The organism is Xanthomonas axonopodis pv. maculifoliigardeniae, assembly GCF_041519315.1.
Taxonomy (GTDB): domain Bacteria; phylum Pseudomonadota; class Gammaproteobacteria; order Xanthomonadales; family Xanthomonadaceae; genus Xanthomonas; species Xanthomonas euvesicatoria.
The window spans coordinates 1,245,892-1,268,257 of the sequence record NZ_CP167998.1; the positions used below are offsets into that span (position 1 = coordinate 1,245,892).

Annotated in this window: 16 protein-coding genes and 1 other RNA gene; 9 read left to right on the top strand and 8 right to left on the bottom strand. The window is 63.7% G+C overall.

Annotation, left to right across the window (positions count from 1 at the left end):
• Positions 1–145: 145 nt before the first annotated feature.
• Positions 146–3,487, top strand: a complete 3,342-nt coding sequence (locus tag ACDH77_RS05520; RefSeq protein WP_031421493.1) for a type I restriction endonuclease subunit R — start codon at positions 146–148, stop codon at positions 3,485–3,487.
• Between the two features lie 37 nt (positions 3,488–3,524).
• A complete protein-coding gene (locus tag ACDH77_RS05525) occupies positions 3,525–4,205 on the top strand; it encodes a M48 family metallopeptidase (RefSeq protein WP_202903012.1) in 681 nt (226 codons plus the stop codon).
• A gap of 249 nt (positions 4,206–4,454) precedes the next feature.
• Here ACDH77_RS05525 and ACDH77_RS05530 read toward each other — a convergent pair.
• Positions 4,455–5,557, bottom strand: a protein-coding gene (locus ACDH77_RS05530; protein ID WP_094030629.1) for an IS3 family transposase whose coding sequence is annotated in 2 segments (ribosomal slippage) — positions 4,455–5,299 and positions 5,299–5,557 — 1,104 coding nt in all. Because the reading frame shifts where the segments join, the coding sequence is not laid out codon by codon here.
• 94 nt (positions 5,558–5,651) lie between these two features.
• Between ACDH77_RS05530 and ACDH77_RS05535 the strand changes: the two genes are divergently transcribed.
• A complete protein-coding gene (locus ACDH77_RS05535; protein WP_031421501.1) occupies positions 5,652–5,918 on the top strand; it encodes an XAC0095 family protein in 267 nt (88 codons plus the stop codon).
• A 33-nt stretch (positions 5,919–5,951) separates the two neighbouring features.
• Here the strand turns inward: ACDH77_RS05535 and ACDH77_RS05540 are convergent.
• A protein-coding gene (locus ACDH77_RS05540; RefSeq protein ID WP_087944180.1) for an IS3-like element ISXca2 family transposase occupies positions 5,952–7,060 on the bottom strand; the annotation gives its coding sequence in 2 pieces (ribosomal slippage) (positions 5,952–6,808 and positions 6,808–7,060; 1,110 coding nt in all).
• Between the two features lie 309 nt (positions 7,061–7,369).
• Positions 7,370–8,944, bottom strand: coding sequence for a serine/threonine-protein kinase (xopAU, locus tag ACDH77_RS05545; RefSeq protein ID WP_031421503.1), 1,575 nt, complete (start codon positions 8,942–8,944; stop codon positions 7,370–7,372).
• Positions 8,945–9,343: 399 nt separating this feature from the next.
• Here xopAU and xopAV point away from each other — a divergent pair, with 399 nt between their 5' ends.
• Positions 9,344–10,120, top strand: coding sequence for a type III secretion system effector XopAV (xopAV, locus tag ACDH77_RS05550; protein ID WP_031421504.1), 777 nt, complete (start codon positions 9,344–9,346; stop codon positions 10,118–10,120).
• Positions 10,121–10,183: 63 nt separating this feature from the next.
• On the opposite strand, the gene ACDH77_RS05555 is transcribed toward xopAV, so the two are convergent.
• On the bottom strand, positions 10,184–10,813 hold the full coding sequence (locus ACDH77_RS05555; RefSeq protein WP_008574141.1) for a TetR/AcrR family transcriptional regulator: 630 nt from the start codon (positions 10,811–10,813) through the stop codon (positions 10,184–10,186).
• Positions 10,814–11,020: 207 nt separating this feature from the next.
• Between ACDH77_RS05555 and ACDH77_RS05560 the strand changes: the two genes are divergently transcribed.
• From ACDH77_RS05560 to ACDH77_RS05570, 3 genes are all read left to right on the top strand, one after another.
• Positions 11,021–11,809 (top strand): histidine phosphatase family protein, encoded by a 789-nt coding sequence (locus ACDH77_RS05560; protein ID WP_372353758.1) that lies wholly within the window; start codon positions 11,021–11,023, stop codon positions 11,807–11,809.
• Positions 11,809–12,678 carry an NAD(P)H-hydrate dehydratase gene (locus ACDH77_RS05565; protein ID WP_122272187.1) on the top strand — a complete coding sequence of 290 codons (870 nt, stop codon included), beginning with the start codon at positions 11,809–11,811 and terminating at the stop codon, positions 12,676–12,678. Before ACDH77_RS05560 ends, ACDH77_RS05565 begins: the two co-directional genes overlap by 1 nt.
• A 322-nt stretch (positions 12,679–13,000) precedes the next feature.
• The gene (locus tag ACDH77_RS05570; RefSeq protein WP_372353889.1) at positions 13,001–14,479 is read left to right on the top strand and encodes a glycoside hydrolase family 30 beta sandwich domain-containing protein; all 1,479 of its coding nucleotides are present in this window, start codon (positions 13,001–13,003) and stop codon (positions 14,477–14,479) included.
• Positions 14,480–14,608: 129 nt separating this feature from the next.
• Here the strand turns inward: ACDH77_RS05570 and ACDH77_RS05575 are convergent, their stop codons facing one another.
• From ACDH77_RS05575 to ACDH77_RS05585, 3 genes are all read right to left on the bottom strand, one after another.
• On the bottom strand, positions 14,609–16,414 hold the full coding sequence (locus ACDH77_RS05575; RefSeq protein ID WP_008574136.1) for a glycoside hydrolase family 15 protein: 1,806 nt from the start codon (positions 16,412–16,414) through the stop codon (positions 14,609–14,611).
• Complete coding sequence (locus ACDH77_RS05580; protein ID WP_014089587.1) at positions 16,411–17,313, bottom strand: SDR family oxidoreductase; 903 nt, start codon at positions 17,311–17,313, stop codon at positions 16,411–16,413. Before ACDH77_RS05580 ends, ACDH77_RS05575 begins: the two co-directional genes overlap by 4 nt.
• A 431-nt stretch (positions 17,314–17,744) precedes the next feature.
• Entirely contained in the window at positions 17,745–20,099 is a 2,355-nt protein-coding gene (locus tag ACDH77_RS05585) for a GH92 family glycosyl hydrolase (protein WP_218489176.1), read from the bottom strand.
• 127 nt (positions 20,100–20,226) lie between these two features.
• Here ACDH77_RS05585 and ACDH77_RS05590 point away from each other — a divergent pair.
• Positions 20,227–20,303, top strand: a non-coding RNA gene (locus ACDH77_RS05590) — sX9 sRNA.
• Between the two features lie 212 nt (positions 20,304–20,515).
• Here the strand turns inward: ACDH77_RS05590 and ACDH77_RS05595 are convergent.
• Positions 20,516–21,496 carry an SDR family oxidoreductase gene (locus tag ACDH77_RS05595; protein ID WP_372353759.1) on the bottom strand — a complete coding sequence of 327 codons (981 nt, stop codon included), beginning with the start codon at positions 21,494–21,496 and terminating at the stop codon, positions 20,516–20,518.
• A gap of 161 nt (positions 21,497–21,657) precedes the next feature.
• Here ACDH77_RS05595 and ACDH77_RS05600 point away from each other — a divergent pair, with 161 nt between their 5' ends.
• Entirely contained in the window at positions 21,658–22,287 is a 630-nt protein-coding gene (locus ACDH77_RS05600) for an alpha-ketoglutarate-dependent dioxygenase AlkB (protein ID WP_014089590.1), read from the top strand.
• The last annotated feature ends 79 nt before the right edge of the window (positions 22,288–22,366 follow it).

Genomic DNA, 22,366 nt, shown 5'->3' on the forward strand with positions numbered 1-22,366 from the left:
TCTTCGGAGGTCTTTGGGACTCTTTGGAGGTCTTTGGACATCTTTGGAGGTCTTTGGATGTCTTTGGATCGCTTTGGGGTTCCTTGGAGGTCCGTGAGAATATTGGGATGTTCATGGATGCCAGCATCCAGCCAGGGAGACGTTGATGGGTTGGGAGTTGGAAGACGTTGAGAAGCCTTTCGTGGCGCAGCTGCAGGCGGTGGGCTGGGCCCATCTGGCCGGCAGCCTGGACGACCCCGCCGCCACAGAACGGAGCGGCTTCGCCGAGGTCGTTCAGGAAGTCCGGCTGCGCGAGCACTTGTTGGCCCTGAATCCGGGGCCGGACGGCAAGCCCTGGCTGGACGACGCCCGCCTCGCTGACGCAGTGGCTGCGATCACGCGCCTGGGCGCGCACAAGTTGATGGAGGCCAACCAGCAAGCCACCGAGCTGCTGATCAAGGGCCTGACGGTCGACGGGCTGGCCGGCTGGGATGGTGGGCGCGGGCAGACGATCCGCTATATCGATTGGAACACGCCAAGCAACAATCGTTTTACCGTGGTCAGCCAGTACCGCGTGGACTGCCCGCCCGGCTTCAACAGCGCTAAGGCCTTCATCGTGCCTGACCTGGTGTTGCTGGTGAATGGCATCCCGCTGGTGGTGGTGGAGTGCAAGAGTCCGTCCATCCCCGAGCCGTTGAGCGAGGCCGTGGACCAGTTGCGCCGCTACAGCAACCAGCGCAAGGCGGCGCTGGAAGTGGACGAGAACGAGGGCAACGAGGCGCTGTTCGCCACCAACCAGTTGTTGGTGGCCAGCTGCGTGGATGAGGCGCGGGTGGGAAGTATCGGTGCGGGCTTCGAGCACTTCGCGCAGTGGAAGACCGTGGTGGGGCCGGACGGCGAAGGATCAGAGGCAGAGGCGGCGCAACGCTTCGGCAAGCAGGCGCTCAATGCCCAGGAGCGATTGATTGCCGGCCTGCTGGCGCCAGCGAACCTGCTGGATGTGGTGAAGCATTTCCTGCTGTTCATGCAGGTGGGCGGGCAGACCATCAAATCGGTGTGCCGCTATCAGCAGTACCGTGCGGTGAACCGTGCGATCGCAAGGCTCAAGCGCGGCCAGACCCGGCTGCAGCATGGCGAAAGCGATCAGCGTGGCGGCATCATCTGGCATACCCAGGGCTCGGGAAAGTCGCTGACCATGGTGTTTTTGGTGCGCAAGATGCGCGCCGAGCCGGCGCTGCGACGCTTCAAGGTGGTGGTGGTCACCGACCGCAAGGACCTGCAAGGCCAGCTGTCCGTGACCGCCACGCTCACCGGCGAAACCGTTGAGGTGGGCAACAGCACGTCAGATCTGAAAGCCCTGGCGCGGCGCAAGGGGCCGGGATTGGTATTCGTCACCATCCAGAAGTATCGCGATGGCGACACGGCCAATGATGCCCCGCTGAAGGCCGAGGATCTGCCGGCTGCTGGACACGCGGTCAAGGAGGCGCGGGCGCTGTATGGCAAGGCCGAAGCGGCTGCGGAGCACTTCGAGGTGCTCAACGATGATGAGGCCATCCTGGTGCTGGTGGACGAGGCGCATCGTACCCAGGCCGGCGACCTGCATGCCAACCTGCTGGCCGTATTGCCCAACTGCGCGCGCATCGGTTTTACCGGCACGCCGATCATCATGGGCGAGAAGAAGCGAACTCACGAGATCTTCGGCGAGTTCATCGACCGCTACACCATCAAGGAGGCCGAGGCCGATGGAGCGACGGTGCCGGTGCTTTACGAAGGACGTACTGCCAATGGCGCCATCAAGGATGGCGCGAATCTGGATGAACTGTTCGAGGATCTGTTCCGCCAGCACACGCCCGAAGAGCTAGAAGCGATCAAGCAAAAGTACGCCACCAAGGGTCATATTTTCGATGCGCCTGCGCTGATTGCCGACAAGGCGCGCGATATCCTGCGCCATTACGTCGCCAACATCCTGCCCAATGGCTACAAGGCCCAGGTGGTGGCCTACAGCCGGCTGGCTGCGATCCGCTATTTCACCGCCTTGAAAGCCGCACGCGACGAGCTGCTGCAGGAGGCCGATGCGCTGAGCCCACAGGACCAGGCGATAGATGATGAAGGCCTGTGCCTGCGGCCGCCGAAACTGCGCGCAGTGGTACAGGCCTGGCGCTATCGCGAGGTGCTGGCGCGTATCGAGTTTGCGCCGATCATCTCCGGCAGCAACAACGACGATCCCGGCTGGAAGCACTGGACCGACAGTGCCACTCATGAGTCGCTGATCAAACGCTTCAAGAAGCCGCTGCTCCATCCGGATGCGACCAAAGCGGATCCGCTGGCGTTCCTTGTGGTTAAGTCGATGTTGCTGACGGGATTCGATGCGCCGATTGCCGGTGTGATGTACCTGGACCGGCCCATTCGCGAGGCCGAGTTGCTGCAGGCCATTGCGCGCGTCAATCGCACCGGCTTTGGCAAGCGCCGCGGCATCGTGGTGGATTACTACGGTGTGGCCCAGCATCTGAAGGAAGCGCTGGCTGCCTACGCCGATGAAGATGTGGTTGGCGCATTGGCGAGTTTGAAGGACGAAGTACCGGTGCTGCGCGACCGGTATGCGCGGGTGGTTGATCTGTTCCGCGAGCGGGGCATCGACTCGCTGGCGGACACCGAGGCATGTGTGGATGCACTCGGTAACGAGAAGCTCAGAGCGGAGTTCGTGGTCAAGCTCAAGGCGTTTCTTGGATCGCTGGACACGGTGTTGCCACGTCCGGAAGGTTTGCCGTTCTCGGCAGATGCCAAGCGCCTGGCCTACATCCATGCGCGCGCCCGCAATCGTTACAAGGACACGCCGGTGCTTGGGAAGGACGTGGGCGCCAAGGTGCGCAAGCTGATCGACGATCATGTGATCTCGCTGGGCATCGACCCGAAGATTGCGCCGATCCAGCTGACAGATGCCCAGTTCGATGCACATGTGAGCCGGGCCGCGAATGACCGCGCCAAGGCTTCGGAAATGGAACACGCGGTGCGCTCGCATATCCGCAAGCACGCCGACGAGGACCCGGTGCTGTACCGCAAGCTTTCCGAGCGATTGAACGAGATCTTGCGGGCGTTGGGTGAGCAATGGAGCGAGCTGGTTGCTCAGCTGCAGGCACTGGTGGACGACGTGCGCAACGGCAGCGCCGGTGCTGCCGATGCGCCGGCGGGTGTGCCGGAGCACTGCGCGCCGTTTCTTCGCACGGTGATGGACGTGGTCTGTGCCGGGCGCGAGCCGCCCCTTACGGAACTGCTCCGGTTGATGGACGTGACCGTGGAGCTGGTCGAGCTGTTGGTGCAGGAGCTGCAGAGCAACCGCAATATCTGGAGCCCGCACAAGCGCGCGGCACAGGAACAGCTCAATGGTTTGCTGTTCGACCGTCTGATGCGGCTGCGTCCCCCGCTGATGGACGAAGCTGCGGCGGGGCTGCTCACCGACAAGCTGATGGAACAGGCGCGTGCCAGCCACGCGCGGTTGATGCAGGTGTGATGCCATGCGAGCACCCATGACAGCCTCCAGTCTGCAGGTGGACGATCTGCTGTTTACGGTGCGACACAGTGCGCGCCGCCGGACGATGGAGATCACCGTCGAGCGTGATGGCGCGTTGGTGCTGTCTGCACCGCCAGACGTGGCAGAGTCCAGGTTACGTGCCTTTGTGCAGGAAAAGCGCTTCTGGATCTACACCCGGTTGGCGGAGAAGGATCGCCTGCAACGCCATGCACCGCGCAAGGAGTTCGTGGGTGGCGAGGGCTTTCTTTACCTGGGGCGGAGCTACCGGCTGAAGATGATGTCCGATCAGACCACGCCGCTGAAGCTGGCCGCCGGGCGTTTCTGCCTGGCGTCGGAGGCCTTGCCCGAGGCCAGGGAGCATTTCATCCGATGGTATGGGGCGCGTGCCAAAGCCTGGCTGTCCACGCGCATGTTGGAGCATGCGGCCCGGATGGAAGTCGCGCCGGCGGGCGTCAAGGTGCAGGACCTGGGCTACCGCTGGGGTTCGTGTGGCAAGGGCGACTGGTTGTACTTCCATTGGAAGACCATCCTGCTCCCTGCCCGCATCGCCGAGTACGTGCTGGTGCATGAGATGGCGCATCTGCATGAGGCGCATCACACTCCTGCGTTCTGGCTACGGTTGGAGCGTGCCATGCCAGACTATGCGCAACGCAAGGCGTGGCTTGCCGAGCATGGGATGGACGTAGAAGGGATTTGAAAACTCTGATGCGTTGCGCCGATTGCGCGATTTGGCCGGTCTTGTGGCGGTGCCGCCGAGCTGGTGGATTCCACGCGCTCTGGTCGGCATACAGGTAAGGTCACTAACGCTATTGCCGGCTAACCTTGACGCCAAGCCTTGCCAGTAGCACGATCACCTCACGGAGCCTCGGAACTCCTCGTACAGCGGTTCGCCACCTCCGACATCGGTGGTTCGCCGACGTCCCCCCGCTCTGAGTAGCGGCCGGGTTTAGAGTCCGGGGTTGATGATATCGGTGTTGGCCAGCTGTTGGGCATACGCAGATGGCGTCATGCCGCCAATGGCCTTCTTGGGTCGCTCCTCGTTGTATTCGCGTCGCCAGCGTTCGATCTCGGTACGCGCATGCAGCAGGGTTGGGAACCAGTGCTCGTTGAGGCATTCGTCGCGCAGCCGGCCATTGAACGATTCGACGTAGGCGTTCTGGTTTGGCTTGCCAGGCTGGATCAGCCGTAACTGCACGCCACGCGCATGTGCCCAGGCCACCATCGCTTTGCCGCAAAACTCCTTGCCGTTATCTGTGCGGATCACCTGTGGCAAGCCGCGACTGTGCGCCAGCCGATCCAGCACGCGTGTCACGCCATGGCCCGAGATTGCGCGCTCCACCTCGATGGCGATCGCTTCGTGGGTTGCATCGTCCACGATCACCAGACACTTGATCACTCGGCCTTCGGCGCTGCGGTCGAACACGAAATCCATCGACCACACCTGATTGGCCTGCGATGGCCGCAGCAGCGGCTGACGCTCTCCTATCAGCACCTTTTTGCGCTTGCGGCGCCGGACCTGCAGCTGCTGCTCGCGGTACAACCGCTCCACACGCTTGTAGTTCACGATGCGTCCTTCCTGTCGTAATTTGAGATAGATCATCCCCACACCATAACGGCGATGGCGATGCGCCAACGCACAGATGCGTTCGCGCAGTTCGACGTTGCGATCTTCGCGCGGGCAATATCGCAGCGCACTGGCGCTCATGCCGATCACTGCCAACGCACGACGCTCGCTGGCACCACGCCCGATCCACTCGCGCACCAGCATGCGACGCGCCGGTGCGCTCACCACTTTTTTCGCAGTGCATCCTTGATCAGGTCGTTCTCGAACAGCTGCTCGGCCAGCAACTTCTTCAGCCGCGCGTTCTCGGACTCAAGGTCCTTGAGCCGCTTGGCATCGGGCACGCTCATCCCGCCGAACTTGCTGCGCCACAGATAATAGGAAGCCTCGCTGAAGCCATGCCGCCGGCACAGGTCCTTGATCGCCACACCGGCATCAGCTTCGCGCAGGAAGCCGATGATCTGTTCTTCAGAAAAACGCTTCTTCACGTCCAATCTCCTCGAGTTAGGGAATTGGACTCCAAACTGAGGTGCTACTCAAAATCGGGGGGGCGTCGTCGCTTAGACAAATGCGAGAGATCGAATGACCGGGGCTGATCAACAGCTGAGTATGAACACTGGCTACTACCTGCCAGAAGGCGCGCAATACCGTTTGCAGCAACTGCGCGACCATATGCGGTTTCTGGCGCGTCTGGCGCAGCCACGCACGCAGGCCGAAGAGCAGGCTAGGCAGCCGGCCATCTGCATGGACGAGTTGGCGTTTTGTCTGGAGCTACTGGCCGAGCAGGTGGGCCGGGTGCTGGACGATGTGGAGTGCGCTGTCGTCGAAGGGGCGCATCCGTTGCCATGACGTGGTGTGCCGCCTGTGTCGACTCCCCGCAATTCAATGCCAGCTAAAACTAGAGGTCTGCGGTTGATGTTGATCACGGAACTCAGCGGGCGTTAGTCCGCCCAGGCTGTCGTGCGGGATCTGTTGGTTGTAGTCGGCAAGCCAGTGTTCGGTCTGTTCGCGGACCTCGCTCAGCGTGCGGAAGAGATGCATGTCCAGCACGCCGCGCCTGTAGCTGCCGTTGAAGCGTTCGATAAAACCGTTCTGCATCGGACGCCCCGGTTCAATGAAGTCCAAGGCGATGCCCTTACGCTCGGCCCACTCGGACAAGGCCAGCGCGACAAATTCCGGCCCGTTGTCCAAACGTAGCTTGTTCGGATAGCCGCGCCAAGCTGCGATGCGTTCCAACGTGCGGATGACGCGGGCGGCCGGAAGATTCAGGTCCACTTCGATCGCCAAGGCTTCCCGACTGAAATCGTCGATGACATTGAACGTGCGAAAACGCCGACCGTCCCATAACGCATCGGACATGAAGTCGATCGACCATCCAGCATTGGGTCGATCACCGCAGGCCAGCGGCTGTGGATGACGCGTCGGTACCCGGCGCCTGCTGCGACGACGTTGATTGAGCTTCATCAGGCAATACACGCGCCAGACCCTCTTGTGGTTCCACACATGTCCGCGACGGCGGATGATTTGAAAAAGTTTTCCAAATCCACGCTCAGGAAAACGCTCGGCCAACTCGGACAACAGCGCGATAACCTCATCATCCCGATCGGGACGACGCTGATAGCGCATCGTCGAGCGCGCCACGCCAACCACCGAACAGGCCCGGCGCTCGCTCCAGCCATGCTGCTCGATGAGCCAGGCCAGAAGCGGGCGCTTGTGCGCCGGGTCTACAGTTTTTTTGCGATGACATCCTTCAATGCATGGTTTTCCATCGCCAGCTCGGCGTACATGCGTTTGAGCTTGTTGTGCTCGGTCTCCAGGTCGCGAAGGCGCTGCACATCAGCGGCCTCCATGCCGCCGTACTTGGATTTCCAGACGTAGTACGTCGCATCGGAAATCCCTAGCTCACGACACACATCCTTGACTTGGCGGCCACCCTCGACCTGCTTCAGCGTGGCGACGATCTGGCTATCGGTGAACTTGCTCTTGCGCATTGGTGGTCTCCTTGATGGCTAGTGTGCCCGGAGACCTCTAGTTATGGCTGGATCAAGTTTACGGGGAGTCGACACCTGGATTTTGTTGACGTCTGGATCACCGCCGAATGGGCGCATCACCGGCACGGGTATGGCAGCACGCAGCGGTGCCGATTGAATGCCCGAATCAGCGCTCAAACTGCGCGCGTGTCTGCACACTTGCCTCACTTGTCTTTCAATCCCGCACTTCTAGGCCCGGCCACTACACCCTACGTGGTCCATCGGCTCGCGCTCACCTATAACCGGGGGCGCTGCTGAAAATAATTGCTGCTAAAAAGAAGGCAGCCGCTTCAGTTTTTCGTAGGTGCGGTGCATCCGATCACGGGGCGGGAGCGGTGGTTCGGTGAAAAATGGGTCGCGCAGCAGTCTCTCTGCCTTGGTGCGCTCGCCGGTTCCGTCGTCCAGCATGCTGTTGAAGAAGCGGACCACAATGCGCTTGTGGTCGGCCGGGAGAGCCTGCAACGCATCCATGAAGGGGAAGGTGTCTGCGGTCTTGGCGCGATTGATCCCGATCATGCCCATGTTGTAGTCGGGGCGCTTGAGCACATGCACCAGCAATTGCGCCACGCTGTAGACGTCGCGCGCATGCCTGGCAGGGGTGCTCAAGTCGTAGAAGCCCGGTGTGCCGCCGCGGTTAGGGTCGCCTTCTTCTGCGCCGAGCCCCATGTCGATCAGCCGGAAGATCTTCATGGGTTGGTCGTACATGACGTTGTTGTGCGAGATGTCCTGATGCACGATGCCGGCGTCTTCGCAGCAGGCGATCCCCACCAGTACGTCGGCCATCAGCTGCCGGGCCAGGCCGAGATACTCCATTGCGGTGATGGCGCCTTGCCGCAGCGCGATGCGTGCGCGGCCAATCATGCTGCGTACGCTGATGCCGTCGATTTTTTCCAGCAGGATTCCGAAGGTGTGTTCGATCTGCACCACGCCGTGGGCGCGCACGATATACGGCACTGCATCCACCGACCTGATCATTTGATACTCCTGGAAGATCATGGCTTTGCGCTCAGCGACCCGTTGCTGCAGCGCCGGTGCGTCTGCAGCGGTGGCAGGGTCGCACAATGTCGGCGGGATCGGCCGTTGCGGGTCGGTGCGCAACAAGGCCTTGAAGATGAAGTCGCGTCCGCAATTTTGCTCGCCCTGCCAAAGATCTTCGGCCAGCCGCACCGCGTAGGTCGAGGCGGATGCGCCGGTGCCGACGGTGGGCATGGCGTCCAGCGTTCCTGCAGTGCCTGCGTGCCCGGTTTCCAGGGTTACGTGGAGAAATCCATTGTCTACATCCAGGGCGCCGGGCTTCAACGCGGAGAGCTTCTGGATCAAGTCCGGGCGTTCGGAGCGGCTGGTCAGCGATTTCACCAGGCGCGGGCTCAGCACGACGTGCTGCCGGGCATGACGCGTATCGCTGACCAGCCGCCGTGCGTTGCGCAAGTTCTGGAATGCGTCACTGCTGTCGGCGCCCGCAAGGGCCGACAGGCGCGCCGGCGTCTCCAGCAGACAGGCCCAGGTCGGTGAGCCGGGTTGCGGGCCCAGACGGGGGCTGCGGCCGGTGACAGGCGTCGTTGGCGAGTCGCTACTGGATGAGGACCAGGTGTGCGGTGCCAACGCTGCCTGCAGGCGGGGCACCACGACTTCCAGACGCTTACGTTCGTCGGCAAGTACGCCGGTGATGCTTCTTCTTTTTTCCAGCAGGTTGAGCGGATGGTCTGCGACAGGATGGGGCGGGGTGTGTGGTTCGGGCGCCTGTGCAGTTTCGGGCGCATCGCGCTCTGCGTCTGCGCGCAGCGCCGTGGAAGGGAGAGTGAAGTTGCCGGAGATCTGTTTCATGGTCGAGGACAGTGTGGTCAACGATCAGGGGAGGTGGCTCTGGCGGTTCGCTTGCAACACGCGGCAGCTGGAGTGAGCCGCTGGCACCAGGGGCCACTCAGCGGCGATGCCGGCTGCGTCACTTTCATCATCATTGAGGCAGTGGTGCATGCGGAGGGAGCAATGCACGAAGCAGTGCAGGCGTGGGCGAAGTTGCGCGGGTGCTGCATGTCTTGGCCGCTGGCGCGGAGGATCGGCGCCGGCGGTGGTGGCCAACGCGCGCTTTCAACACGATCGCCAGCCGCCCTGCTCGTTTGCCTGCAGCGATAGGTGGCGCGTGCATGCACCGCTCGCGCACTTTGGCAAGCTCCGTGCCGCTTGTTTCGTGTTCGGCAATGGTTTTTCGGCCGGATGCGTCATGCTCGATCATGCTGGGGAACAATGGTGCACATCGATAGCGGAGAGGTGACGATGCGACCTTCAGCATTGACATCCGTCACGCGCCGAGGCGCCAGGCGCGAGCAGCCAGAGAATGCGACCGTGGCAGACGCCGGCCCGTCTGCACCGGCCGGCGACCCGCACGCCAACACACAATTGGCGCAGAGCCTGCCGCGGCGGCCGGTGCGCGAGGCGCAACTGAGGGCGCCAGGCTCCCCGCGCGGTGTTCCCCTTGCCAATCTAGGGCGAACGATGGCCCACGTGGGCGCCGCCGGGGCCGCAGTATGGGGCGGTTTTTCGGCAATCCAGGCGCCTGCAGCGGCGGCCTACGGCTATTTCAACGATGACCTGTATTACAAGAATCTTGCTGTAGTCAGTGGCTACCAGGCAGTGGGAGCGCTGGCTGCATTCCTGGGAATGGGGCTGGCCGACGTGCTGGCCGCGCGCTACGTGGAGGCGCAAACCCGGTGGTACGAAGTGCCGACCAAGGCGCAGCGCGCAAGCGAGTTGGGAGCCACCGAGGCCTGCCTGGATCAGGCGGTCGACATGGTGACCAGATTGGACGCCGATCCTCCTGGGCCTGGCATGGACGAAGGCGAGCGGCTGGCCTTGGCCAGGGATCTGATGCACCTCATGACGGTGGAGCGTTCTCGCTTGCCGCCGGAATTGTGGCAAGCGGCCAGCGGTGTTGGCGACGATGCGCACAGGTTGGTCACCCAGCTTTTGCAGGCAGCCAGAGCCCGTGCAGCGGATGAAGCGTCGACGTCGTCGGCAGACTGAGTGAGCGCTGGCAAATGGCGGGAGCATGCGGCCCGCAATCGGCGAGCCGGTGCTGCTCGAGGATTACACCGGCGCCGACTTGAGGATGCCCGACAAACTCTCCCGCAGGATCAGCTGCAGATGCATGCGGTTGAGTTCCATGCCGCTGGTCATCACGCTGTGCAGGCCGCCGCACATGGCAGCGACGGCGAAGACGCGGGCCTGGAATTCGTGTTCGCTGCTGGCGGTGTCGGTGTGGCCGCGGAGCAGGCGCTTGAGCAATGCGCTGAGGTGTTCGATCAGCGATGCGCTCTGCCGGCGCATGAAGGCGGCCAGCACCGGGTCGCGCAGGGTGGCCAGGTGCAGCTCCAGGTCGATGCGGGTGCGCTTGATGTTGATTTCCTGCAGCAGCCAGTCTTCGAGCAGGCCGGCGATGAAGTCCACCACGTGCACGTTGGCCGGGCGTTCCACCAGCCACATCTGACGGATGGCGCGCATGTAGTTGCGTTCGAGCAATGCGCGCACCAGCGCGTCCTTGTCTTCGAAGCGCTGCAGCAGGCTGCCGCATGACAGACGGGTGCGTTCGGCGATGAGTTCGAAGCTGGTGGCCGAAAGGCCGATCTCGTCGATGCAGCGTTCGGCGGCATCCAGTACGTCGTCTAGCAGGAGCTCTTCGCGCTGTTTTGCGGTGCGCAGCTGAAGGACGTTGGACATGGGCGAGCGGCGTGGCGGGGGCCTGCAGTATACCGAGCCAGGGTTATGCATCCGTTGGAGCGGCGCTGGTCCGTGCCATGGCGCATGTTCCTTGCGGCATGCACCGTGTGCGGGCTCATGCATGACACCGGTGGCGCGGCGGCGCATGGCCGCACGCATGGTCGACCACCCGTTCACGGCGGCTGTGCGACACGTGGTGCCGACGTGATGCAGGAGACGGATGTGAGTGAGGACAGTGCGGTTGCAGGGGTGTCGGCGCAGTGGCCGGCGCGCCTGTGGGTGGTGCGGCATGGGCAAAGCGCAGGCAACGTGGCGCGCGATGTGGCCGAGTCCAATGGCGCGACGCTGATCGACCTGGAGCACCGCGATGCGGACGTGCCGCTCTCGGCGCTGGGCGAGCGCCAGGCCGACGCCTTGGGCGCGTGGATGGCTGGGCTCCCCGAACACGAGCGGCCGACCTTGATCCTGAGTTCGACCTATGTGCGCGCGCGGCAGACCGCCGCTGCGGTTGCGCGTGCGCTCGGCCGGCCGGCCGATGCGGTCAGCGTGGACGAGCGGCTGCGCGAGAAAGAATTCGGCGTGCTCGACCGCTACACCACGTCCGGCATCCTGGCGACGTTTCCGGAGCTGGCCGAGCAGCGCAAGCTGGTGGGCAAGTTCTATTTCCGCCCGCCTGGTGGCGAGAGCTGGTGCGATGTGATCTTTCGCTTGCGCAGCATCGTGGGCGACCTGCAGCGCAATCATGTAGGTGCGCGCGTGCTGATCGTGGGGCACCAGGTGATCGTCAATTGCTTCCGTTACCTGATCGAGCGGATGGACGAGGCCACCATCCTGGCCATCGACCGCGAAGGCGACGTGCCCAATTGTGGCGTCACCGAATATGCGGCCGCGGCCGATGGGCAATCGCTGCAGTTGGTGCGCACCAAGTTCGTACCGCCAGAGCTGGCCGATGAGCCGGTGACCACCGAATCCGACCGCCCGGCTGGAGCGCGCTGATGGCTGCCGCACGCCTTCGCACGCTGAGCGCTGCTGCATTGCGTGCGATGCCGCTGCCATCGCCCGGCGGCGACAAGGAGCAGCGGGGGCGCGTGTTGGTGGTGGGTGGCTCGATGCGCGTGCCCGGTGCGGCATTGCTGGCCGGAGAAGCTGCATTGCGCGCGGGCGCCGGCAAATTGCAGATCGCCACCGCTGCCAGCGTGGCACCGGCCATGGCCCTGGCGGTGCCCGAGGCATTGGTGCTGGGGCTGGGGCAGAACGGGCAGGGCGAGATCACGCGCGGGCACCGTGCGTTGGATGCGGCGCTGGCAGCCTGCGACGCCGCCGTGATCGGGCCGGGCATGGCGTCCACCACAACGACAACGGCGCTGGTCAGGCTGGCCGCTGCAAAGGCCGTCTGTACCTTGGTGCTGGACGCCGGTGCGTTGTCGCGCAGCCTGCGTGCGCCGCCCGGGCGCCCATTTGTCCTGACGCCGCATGCCGGCGAAATGGCAACGCTCGCCGGCGACGACAAGGCTGCAGTGGAAGCGGCGCCCGGCGAGTATGCGCTGACCTTCGCGCAGAAAATGCGCAGCGTGGTGATCGTCAAGGGCGCGGACAGCTTTATCGCCGGGCCGGACGGGGCGTTGTGGGTGCATCGCGGTGGCGTGCCTGGGTTGGGCACGTCGGGCTCTGGCGATACCTTGGCCGGATTGATCGCAGGGTTCGCTGCACGGGGCAGCGATGCATTGACCGCTGCGCTATGGGGCGTGTTCGTGCATGCGGCGGCGGGCAAGCAACTGGCAAAGCGCATCGGCACGGTGGGCTTCTTGGCGCGCGAGATCCCGCCGGAAGTGCCAGGCATCCTGGATCGTTTGTCGCGTAGGTGATCACGCCCCTCTCCCCGCGGGAGAGGGGCTGGGGTGAGGGTGCTGTTGCTGGGATTGGTGCAGATTGAAGTTTTGTATTTCCTGCAGGTTGTGATGCATCACAAACTGCCGGCATCGCCACGTGTGCACGTCCCCTCATCCGGCCCTGCGCGCCACCTTCTCCCCCATCAAGGGGAACGATGTCCCGGAGGGAGAAGGGAAGCTCGATTCGCGCTTGCGCTCGTTTGGAAGGCGATGTTGCGGTGCGTTGGTCGGTTAGGCTTGCGCGATCTACCTGGGAAGGTGCGCGGTGAAGCGAGCGATGACGTGGTCGGTGGTGGGAATGCTGGGGATGGGGCTGGGCACGGCGAGCAGCGCGAGCGCCGCAACGGCGGCCATGGCACACGCGGCAGCTCTGGCAGCATCGGATGCCAGCCCACCAGCGACGAACAACGATGGCGCGTTGCGTATCTACACCAGCTCTCAGGGCGCCACGCAACAGATGCGCGCCAGCACGGCGGCCGCTCCTGTCGCCGGCCATGCATTGACCGAAAAAGAAAACTCCATCTTCGTCAATCCGCAGCGGCAGTTTCAGCAGGTGCTGGGTATCGGTGGCGCGATCACCGATTCCAGCGCAGAGACCTTTGCCAAGCTGCCCAAGCGTACGCAACGTGCGTTGCTCACGGCCTACTACGATCGGCAACAGGGCATCGGCTACACGCTGGCGCGCACCACCATCCATAGCTCGGATTTCAGTAGCGGCAGCTACACCTACATCAAGGAGGGCGATGCGACGCTGAAGAGCTTTTCGGTCAAGCACGATGCCAAATACCGCATCCCGATGTTGCGCCAGGCGATTGCGGCGGCCGGCGGCAAGCTCACCACGTTTGCCAGCCCATGGAGCGCGCCGGCCTTCATGAAAGACAGCAAGACCATGCTCAAGGGCGGCAAGCTATTGCCCGAGTACGCGCAGGCCTGGGCAAGCTACTACACGCGCTTTATCGCGGCATACGAAAAAGCGGGCATCCCGATCTGGGGCGTCAGCCTGCAGAACGAGCCGATGGCGGTGCAGACCTGGGAGTCGATGCTGTTTTCGGCCGAGGAAGAACGCGACTTTTTGAAGCATCATCTCGGGCCCACCATGGCCAGCGCCGGCTACGGCGATCGCAAGATCATCGTGTGGGACCACAACCGCGACATGATGGTGCACCGCGCGCATGTGATCTTCGACGATCCGGAGGCGGCAAAATATGCGTGGGGCATGGGCTTTCATTGGTATGAAACCTGGGCCGGATTCGAGCCGATGGTGGAGAACGTGGCGGCAGTGGCGCAGGCGTACCCGGACAAGCACTTGCTGTTGACCGAAGCGGCGGTGGAAAAGTTCGACCCGGCCAAGTTGCAGTACTGGCCCAATGGCGAGCGCTACGGCACGGCCATCATCAACGACCTCAATCATGGCGCAGTGGGCTGGACGGACTGGAACATTCTGCTCGACCAACACGGTGGGCCGAACCACGTGGGCAACTATTGCTTTGCGCCGGTGCATGCCGATACGCGCACGGGCGAGGTGATCTACACGCCGAGCTATTGGTACATCGGCCACTTTTCCAAATTCATCCGGCCGGGTGCACGACGGGTCAGCGCAGCCAGCAGCCGTAGCAATCTGGCAACCACCGCGTTTCTCAACACCGATGGCAGCCTGGCCATGGTGGTCATGAATGCCAGCGACGCTGCGATTGCTTACAACCTGTATGTGGGCGAGGCATCCAGCACGTTGGAGATTCCGGCGCATGCGATCCAGACCGTGGTACTGGCGCAGTAAACGAATCGACGCACTTGGTTGAGCTGCGTTCTGGCGCAGCTGCATCCACCGAGCGTGCTCCTTCTGCCGATGGGAGAAGGAGTTTGCGGCGATAACAGCCTGGTGAAGGCGACAGATGCTGCGCTTCGCTTATTCGCCATCCACGGCCAGCGCCGCGTGGATCAGCGCAAGGTGGCTCAAGCCTTGCGGGACGTTGCCCAGCGCGGCGCCCGTGCTCGTGTCCAGCATCTGCGGCATCAGCGCGACATCGTTGCCCAGCTGTTCCAGCAACTGTTCGAACAAGCGCCTGGCTTCAGCACGCTCGCCGAGCAGGCCATAGGCTTCCACCAGCCAGAACGAGCAGGCAATAAATGCGCCTTCGCGTTGTTGCATGCCGCTGTAGCGGTGCAGCAATGCGTCGCTGCCAAGTTCTGAGGCAATGGCATCGCGGGTGGCGATCATGCGCTGGCGGCGCGGCCCGCCCAGCCCAAAGCGCGAGGCCAACAGCAGGCTTGCGTCCAGGTCGTCGGTGCCCGCGTAGAAGGTGTAAGCCTGCTTGGCGTCGGACCAGCAGTGCATGTCGATCCACTCGAGAATCCGCGCCTGTTCGCGTTCCCAGCGTGGCAGCATCGCGGTGGAGAGATGGCCGGCCTTGGCCAGCTCGCTGGCGCGGCGTAGCGCCAGCCAGCATTCCACTTTGGACATGGTGTAATGCTCGGCGGTTTCCAGTTCCCAGAAGCCGGCGTCCTTGCGCATCCAGGTGTTGGCGCATTCGTTGCCGAGCTCGAACAACTGGCGTGCGGTTTCCTGGTCCAGGATGTGCCCGGCATCAAGAAAGCGCGCGGCCATTTCGAAGATATCGCCGTACAGGCACAGCTGCAGCTGGTTGTTGGCGGTGTTGCCAACGCGCACCGGGCGCGTATTGCAATAACCGGGAATGTCGATCTCGCGTTCGTCCGGCACCAACGCGCCATCCAGGGTGTAGCAGGGGCGCACGCCAGGCCGATGCTGGCGGATGGTGCGCATCAACCAGCTAAACGCGGCCTTGGCATCGGCCAATGCGCCCACGCGCAGGAAGGCCTTGGTGGTGTAGGCGGCATCGCGGACCCAGGCATAGCGATAATCCCAATTGCCATTTGCGCCAATTTGCTCCGGCAATGACGTGGTGACCGCAGCGGCGATGGCGCCGGTAGGTGAAAACCACAGGAACTTGAGCGCCAGCGCAGAGCGCACGACCGCATCGTGGTAACTATTGGCGTAAGACAGGTTGCCGCTCCACTCGCGCCACTCCTGGTCGCTGCGCTCGATGCGCCCACCGATGTCTTCCAGCGCGGGCACCGGTAGCGCATCTTCTTCGGCGGCCAGCAACGCAACGACCTGTGTGTCGCCTGCGCGGATCGCCAGCGTGGCGTGCACGCCGCGGTCGTCGCAGTGCACCAGCTGCGCTGCCTCCGTGTCGTAGCGCAGCATGGTCATGAGCGGGCCGACGTGATGCACACGGCCGTTCGGCGTCTCGCTTTGCCAGGGAGTGGCTTCTCCGGCACGTGTACCGGGGCGGTAGATCAGGTCGAAGACAACGCGGCCTTCGAGACCTTCGATGCGTCGCGCAAGTTCCGACCACGGCAGCCGGCCGGCTTCGCCGCTGTTGAGCGACTCGGTCAGACGTGCGCTGCCGGTTGCGGTGCTGAAGGTCGTTTCGAGAATATTGCTGCCATCGCGGTATCGGCGCTGTACCTGCTGCAGCTGTTGCGGCGTGAGGGCAAAATAGCCGCCTTCGCCTGCATCCAACAGGCGATCGAACAACGGCGGCGAGTCCATCTTCGGCACGCACCACCAATCGATGCTGCCATCGGCACCGCATAACGCCACCGAGCGCCCGTCGCCAATCGCCGCATAAGCGGCGATTGGCAAGGTGCCGGTGGCATCACGCTGAAACTCGGCGCCGGGACGGCTCAAGACAACAGCAGGCCACCGGTGGCACCGAACACTTCGCCGGTGACGTAGCTCGATTCCTGCGATGCCAGAATCACATACAGCGGCGCCATTTCTACCGGCTGGCCGGCGCGCTTGAGCGGCGTCTCCGAGCCGAAATCGGGAATCTTTTCCGGCGGCTGACCACCGCTGGGCTGCAGCGGCGTCCACACCGGTCCGGGCGCGACTGCGTTGACGCGGATCCCCTTCTCGGCAACTTGCTGCGCCAGGCCCTTGGTGAAGTTGACGATGGCCGCCTTGGTGGAGGCGTAGTCGAGCAGCGTCGGCGAGGGCTGGTACGACTGGATCGAGCCGGTGTTGATGATGGATGCGCCCGGCGGCAAATGCGGGATGGCGGCCTTGCACAGCCAGAACATCGCATAGACGTTGGTCTTGTAGGTGGCGTCGAACTGCTCGGTCGTGATGTCTGCGATGTCTTTCACGGCGGTCTGTTTGCCCGCGATATTGACTAGGACATCCAGCCCGCCGAGCTCTTTCACTGCACGGTCCACCAGTTCGGTGCAAAACGCCTCGTTCTTGAGGTCACCCGGAACGCTGATGGCTTTGCGCCCTTCTGCCTGGATCAGCTGAACCACTTCGGCTGCGTCCTGTTCTTCTTCAGGCAGGTAATTGAGCAGGATATCCGCACCTTCGCGTGCAAAGGCAATGGCGGTGGCGCGCCCGATGCCGGAGTCTGCGCCGGTGATCAGGGCCTTGCGGCCTTGCAGACGACCAAAGCCCTTGTAGCTGTGCTCGCCATGGTCTGCCTTGGGCTGCAGTTCGTGGATGGTGCCCGGAGCCTGCTGGGTTTGGTGCGGAAATTGCGGCTGCGGGAACTGGGTCAACGGGTTCTGCATTTCGTACTGATTCTTGCTGCCGGACATGCACACTCTCCTGCATTGGGGGAAGGGCAGGCACGCAGTCGTCGTGCGTACCGATGACGGGGAGTGTGGAAAGCGAGGCGATGCGTATCAGTGAACAAAAGTTGTGCATCATGTGAATGCGTGACGGCGGTGCACGCCGTGCGATCACCTCGGCTTTGAAAACGTCGCATTCAGAAACTGACGGCAGACAAGCGCGTGCGTCATGCAGGAATCGACGGCGCTGGCACTGCTGGCGATATGGCAGCGGTGGTGGAACGCGCTGCGTGCGGCTTGCGCATGCGGATCTGCTACCGAGTCAGGAAGCGAGTGCCACTGCCAATGCCGCGACCGAAACCTAGCGAACGTTAGCTCGGGGTCGCGCAGACAGCGCATTTGCTGCGGGGTTGCATCGCTACAGGACCATCCGGCCGCTACCTTGCAATTGCGTTGGATCATTGCAGCTGCGCCGACATCGAATACGGCCGCTGCGCTGGGTCGGTGGCCCATTGCTGATTCGGTGTCGCCTGCATCCGGAAACGCAGTTCACCGCCGGCCTGGATTTCCTCGTGCGTAACGTAAGCGCGAGTCAGTGGTTTGCCATTGAGCGTGGCGCTACCGATGTAGCTGCGTGCATCGCTCAGGCTCTCGGCAATCACCGCGAAACGCTTCCCATTGGGCAGGTTGAGCGTGGCGCGCGGCAGGAACGGGCGGCCGATGATGTACTGGTTGCTGCCGGGCGCCACCGGATAGAAGCCCAGCGTGGTGAACACGTACCAGGCCGACATCTGGCCGAGGTCGTCGTTACCGGCCAGGCCCTCGGGCCCTGCGTGATACTGGCTGCGCATGATCTGGGTCAGGCGCGCCTGCGTGCGCCACGGTTGGCCTGCGTACGCATACAGATAGGCAACGTGGTGGCTGGGTTCGTTGCCGTGCGCGTACCAGCCGATCAGGCCGGTGATGTCTTCCATGTGCTCAAAGATCTTCGGGTCCACCTTGGCATCGAACACCGCATCCAGCCGGGCAAGCAATGTGTCGTCGCCGCCATGCGCGGCAGCCAGCCCGGCCACGTCCTGCGGCACGTACCAGGAGTATTGCCACGCGTTGCCTTCGGTGTAGTCGCTGCCGTAGCCACTGGCAGACGGGTCGAACGGCTCGCGGAAGGTGCCGGCGCGGGTGCGCGCGCGCATGTAGCCGGTGGCCGGGTCAAAGGCATGCTTCCAGTTGCCGGCGCGCTGGCTGAATTCTGCGGCGATGGCGGGCTTGCCGAGCTTGTCGGCCATGCGCGCGATGGTCCAGTCGTCGAAGGCGTATTCCAGCGTCTTGGATGCGGCTTCGCCTTCTTCGTCGATGGGCACGTAGCCCAGCTCACGGTATTGCGCAATGCCATCGTACGGGCCGTAGTTGGCGCTGGCGACCATGGCCTGCAAGGCTTCCTCTGCGTCGAAGCCGCCGATGCCTTTCATATACGCGTCGGCAATCACCGCGACGGCGTGGTAGCCGATCATGCACCAGGTTTCCAGGCCGTGGAATGCCCATACCGGCAGGATGCCGTAGGCGCTTTGGCGACGCGAGGCGAGCAGCGAATTGACCACGTCGCTGCTGCGTTGTGCCGGCTGCACCAGGGTGAGCAGCGGATGCAGGGCGCGGTAGGTGTCCCACAGCGAGAAGGTGGAATAGTTGGTCCAGCCAGTTGCTTGATGCACCGCATTGTCTGGCCCGCGGTAGCGGCCGTCGCTGTCCATGAACAGCGTTGGCCCCAGCAGGGTGTGATACAGCGCGGTGTAGAGCTGGGTGCGCTGTTGCGTGGTGCCTTGTGCATCGATCGCCGACAGCGCCTGCGTCCATTGCGCGCGTGCATCGGCGCGTACGCGATCGAAATCGAAGCCGGGCATTTCGGCATCGAGGTTGGCGATGGCACCGGCCTCGCTGACTGGCGAGAGCGCCACCTTCACCACCAGCGGCGTGCCGTCGTTGGTGACATCGAATACGCCGACCAGTTGCCGGCCTTCAATCTGCGCGCGCTGTGCAGGATTCTTTTCGCCCGGCGGTGGGAACCCCTTGTAGGGGATGTCCTGTTCGGTGTCGTGGAGTTGCGTGGCAGTGAGCGGGCGCGAGAAGCGCATGGCGAAATACAGCTGCCGGCCGGGCGCCCAACCGCGCGTTTCGCGAAAGCCGGTCACCGTGCCATCGCTGCGCACCCGCAGCCGCGACCACTGCACCTTGCCGGGGTAGTCGTACAGGCTGGTGCGCAGGTCGACCAGCACATGCGCCGGCGTGCCTTTCGGAAACTGGTAGCGGTGCACGCCCACACGCGCGCTGGCAGTGAGTTCGGCGCGGATGTTTCGGTCCTTCAGGGTCACTGCGTAATAGCCGGGCTGCGCCTGTTCGCTGGTGTGGTCGAACTGCGCGGTATAGCCGCTGCCCGGCTTGCTGGCATCGCCGCGTTCCAACTTGATGGCGCCAGCTTGCGGCATCAGCAGGATGTCGCCCAGATCCGAATGCCCGGAACCGGAAAAATGCGTGTGCGAGAACCCGACGATGGTGGTGTCGCTGTGCCGGTAGCCGGCCGCCCAGCCGTAGGCGTCCTTGCGCGGCTTGATTTGCGTATCCGGGCTCAGCTGCACCATACCGAATGGCACCGTGGCGCCAGGATAGGTATGGCCTTCGCCGCCGGTGCCGATGAACGGGTCTACCGCGTCGAAGGCAGCTGCAGGCGTGCGCGGCGCAGCGTTGCCGAAAACTGCGACGACAGCGGCAAGCACTGCCAGCCAACGGGCCCGACGCGGGGCGATCAAGCGAGGCGACATGCAGATTGCTCCAGGCGGATGCAGCGCCGGACCGTAGCACAGCTGCGTGGGCGCGCTACACCCTGGAGCCGCTAACAAAAGCCATTGCGTAGCCGCCAGGCGGGCGCGGCCGGTGCCCGGAATCGGCATATACCACGCGGACACTGCGGTGATGAGCGCGCCTTCCGCGCCCACCCGACGGCTGCGCGCTACGTTTTGTTAGCCACTCTTGGAGGGTGCGATGGCCCTCGCGGCCATGGTTGGGTTCGCTGATCACTCACGGCGTCACGATGTGTGCCGATCGGCATGCACGGCGGCGCACGCGCTTGCTGCGGTGGTGTCGCATTGAGGCTGGTCTACTTTCCCGCGTTGCCGCAGCGTCTGGAAATCGCCGGCAAACGCGCAATTGTCGGCACGGCATTGCAGACTTCAGCGACTCACTTGCGTCGTAAAGCCAGCACTGCCAAACCCGTGACTGCTGCAGCGGCCGCACCGATCAACATCTTGTCGCGCGCAGAGCGTGCCCGCAACGTGGGGCGCCGCCGGTAGCCACCGTCGATGCCGCCGGCAATGCCGGGCGCTGCGAACACATTGCCGCTGGATCGCGCCACCTGTGGTGCTTGCGCAAAATACCGCTTGAAAATACGGTACATGGCGCGCGCCAGGGTCTGCGGTGCCAGCGCATGACCTAGGCGCATCGCATGGACGGCGGTGCCCAACACCACCGTGTTGCGTGGCCGGTCCAGCAGGCGCACGATAGCTGCCGCGACGGTGCGGGTGTCCAGCATCAACGGCGGCCCGCTGATGCGGCGGCCCACGTAATTGGCGCCATGGGTCAGGCCTGGCGTGTCGACGAAGTACGGGTACACATCGCACACGTGGATATGCGGGTAGTCGCTCAGCTCGGCGCGTAACGCTTCGGAAAAGCCGCGCTGGCCGAATTTGCTGGCGCCGTACGCCGCTGCAAACGGCGTGGATGCAAAGCCGCCCGAAGAGATCATGTTGACGAAGATGCCGTGGCCTTGTTCGACGAAGATGGGGATGGCGGCATGGGCGTCGTGCATGCGACCGAGCAGATTGGCGTGGATGACGGCCGCGCTTGCTTCCATCGGTGCCTCGTGGAATTTGCCGACCGTGCCCACCCCGACATTGCCGAACCACAGGTCGATGCGGCCCAGAAAACTCTGCGCGCTGGTGGCCAGTGCCTTGACCTGTTCGGCCTGTTTGACGTCGGTGGGCACCACCAAGACTTCGGCACCGCGCGCACGACAGCGTTCGGCAACCGCATTGAGGGCTTCTTCGCCGCGTGCAGCCAACACCAGTCGCGCGCCTTGTTCGGCGAATGCTTCTGCAGTGGCTTGGCCGATGCCGCTGGACGCGCCGGAAATCACCACGTGGGCAGGAGGGGTGCGATGCATGCGATGTCTCCACGAAAACGAGCAGGCATGCTTGATCGTCGTGCGTGAACACGGTGCGGCGCTTTGCGTACCGTAGCGTGAAGCTGAACTTGTCGGGCTGGCGCCACGCGTGATGACAGCGTGGCGCTGAAATCGGCGGCAGGCGCCCGCATATCGCGCTGATGGATCTGTTCAACGCTCCCATCGCACCGCTGCAGGTGCTGCACGACCAGCAAGGCGGCGTGCGCTACTGGCCGCAGCTGTTGCCGCCCGCACTTGCGCAGGAGGCGTTCGACGCATTGCGCGATGGCGCCGATTGGCGCAGCCAGCGCCGCGAAATGTACGAACGGGTCGTGGACGTACCGCGCTTGCTGGCCTCGTATCGGTTGGATGATGCATGGCCTGCGGGATTGCCGCTGCAGCGCTTGCTCGATGCGGTGCAGGCGGTGCTCCCGGCGCCATACAACGCGGTAGGTTTGAATCTGTACCGCGATGGGCGCGACAGCGTGGCAATGCATCACGACGCATTGCACACGCTGGTGGCACCGCACCCGATCGCGCTGCTGTCGCTGGGTGCACCGCGCCGGATGCAACTGCGCGCCAAGGACGGCAGCACGCGGGCGGTTGCGCTGGAGCTGGCGCCGGGGAGCCTGCTGGCGATGAGCCACGCCTCGCAACACACGCACGCGCACGGCATTGCCAAGACCGCGCGCGCGGTGGGCGAGCGCATCAGTGTGGTGTTTCGCGTGCGCCCGGCCCAGCGCATGGCGGCCGGGCAACATGGGCCACACTGGGAGCCTGTGCGATCGTAAGGCACAGGCTTGGGCTCGATTGATTGGCAGCTTGCAAACCGCCTGTGCTGCTGCCGGAGACGCACGGCCGTTGCTTCGT

Bases quoted from the DNA above. Each gene is read 5' to 3' on its own strand.
- ACDH77_RS05520 (WP_031421493.1), top strand. From the start codon at position 146: ATGGGTTGGGAGTTGGAAGACGTTGAGAAGCCTTTCGTGGCGCAGCTG.
- ACDH77_RS05535 (WP_031421501.1), top strand. From the start codon at position 5,652: ATGACCGGGGCTGATCAACAGCTGAGTATGAACACTGGCTACTACCTG.
- xopAV (WP_031421504.1), top strand. From the start codon at position 9,344: ATGGTGCACATCGATAGCGGAGAGGTGACGATGCGACCTTCAGCATTG.
- ACDH77_RS05555 (WP_008574141.1), bottom strand. From the start codon at position 10,813: ATGTCCAACGTCCTTCAGCTGCGCACCGCAAAACAGCGCGAAGAGCTC.
- ACDH77_RS05560 (WP_372353758.1), top strand. From the start codon at position 11,021: ATGCAGGAGACGGATGTGAGTGAGGACAGTGCGGTTGCAGGGGTGTCG.
- ACDH77_RS05565 (WP_122272187.1), top strand. From the start codon at position 11,809: ATGGCTGCCGCACGCCTTCGCACGCTGAGCGCTGCTGCATTGCGTGCG.
- ACDH77_RS05570 (WP_372353889.1), top strand. From the start codon at position 13,001: ATGCTGGGGATGGGGCTGGGCACGGCGAGCAGCGCGAGCGCCGCAACG.
- ACDH77_RS05580 (WP_014089587.1), bottom strand. From the start codon at position 17,313: ATGTCCGGCAGCAAGAATCAGTACGAAATGCAGAACCCGTTGACCCAG.
- ACDH77_RS05585 (WP_218489176.1), bottom strand. From the start codon at position 20,099: ATGTCGCCTCGCTTGATCGCCCCGCGTCGGGCCCGTTGGCTGGCAGTG.
- ACDH77_RS05595 (WP_372353759.1), bottom strand. From the start codon at position 21,496: ATGCATCGCACCCCTCCTGCCCACGTGGTGATTTCCGGCGCGTCCAGC.
- ACDH77_RS05600 (WP_014089590.1), top strand. From the start codon at position 21,658: ATGGATCTGTTCAACGCTCCCATCGCACCGCTGCAGGTGCTGCACGAC.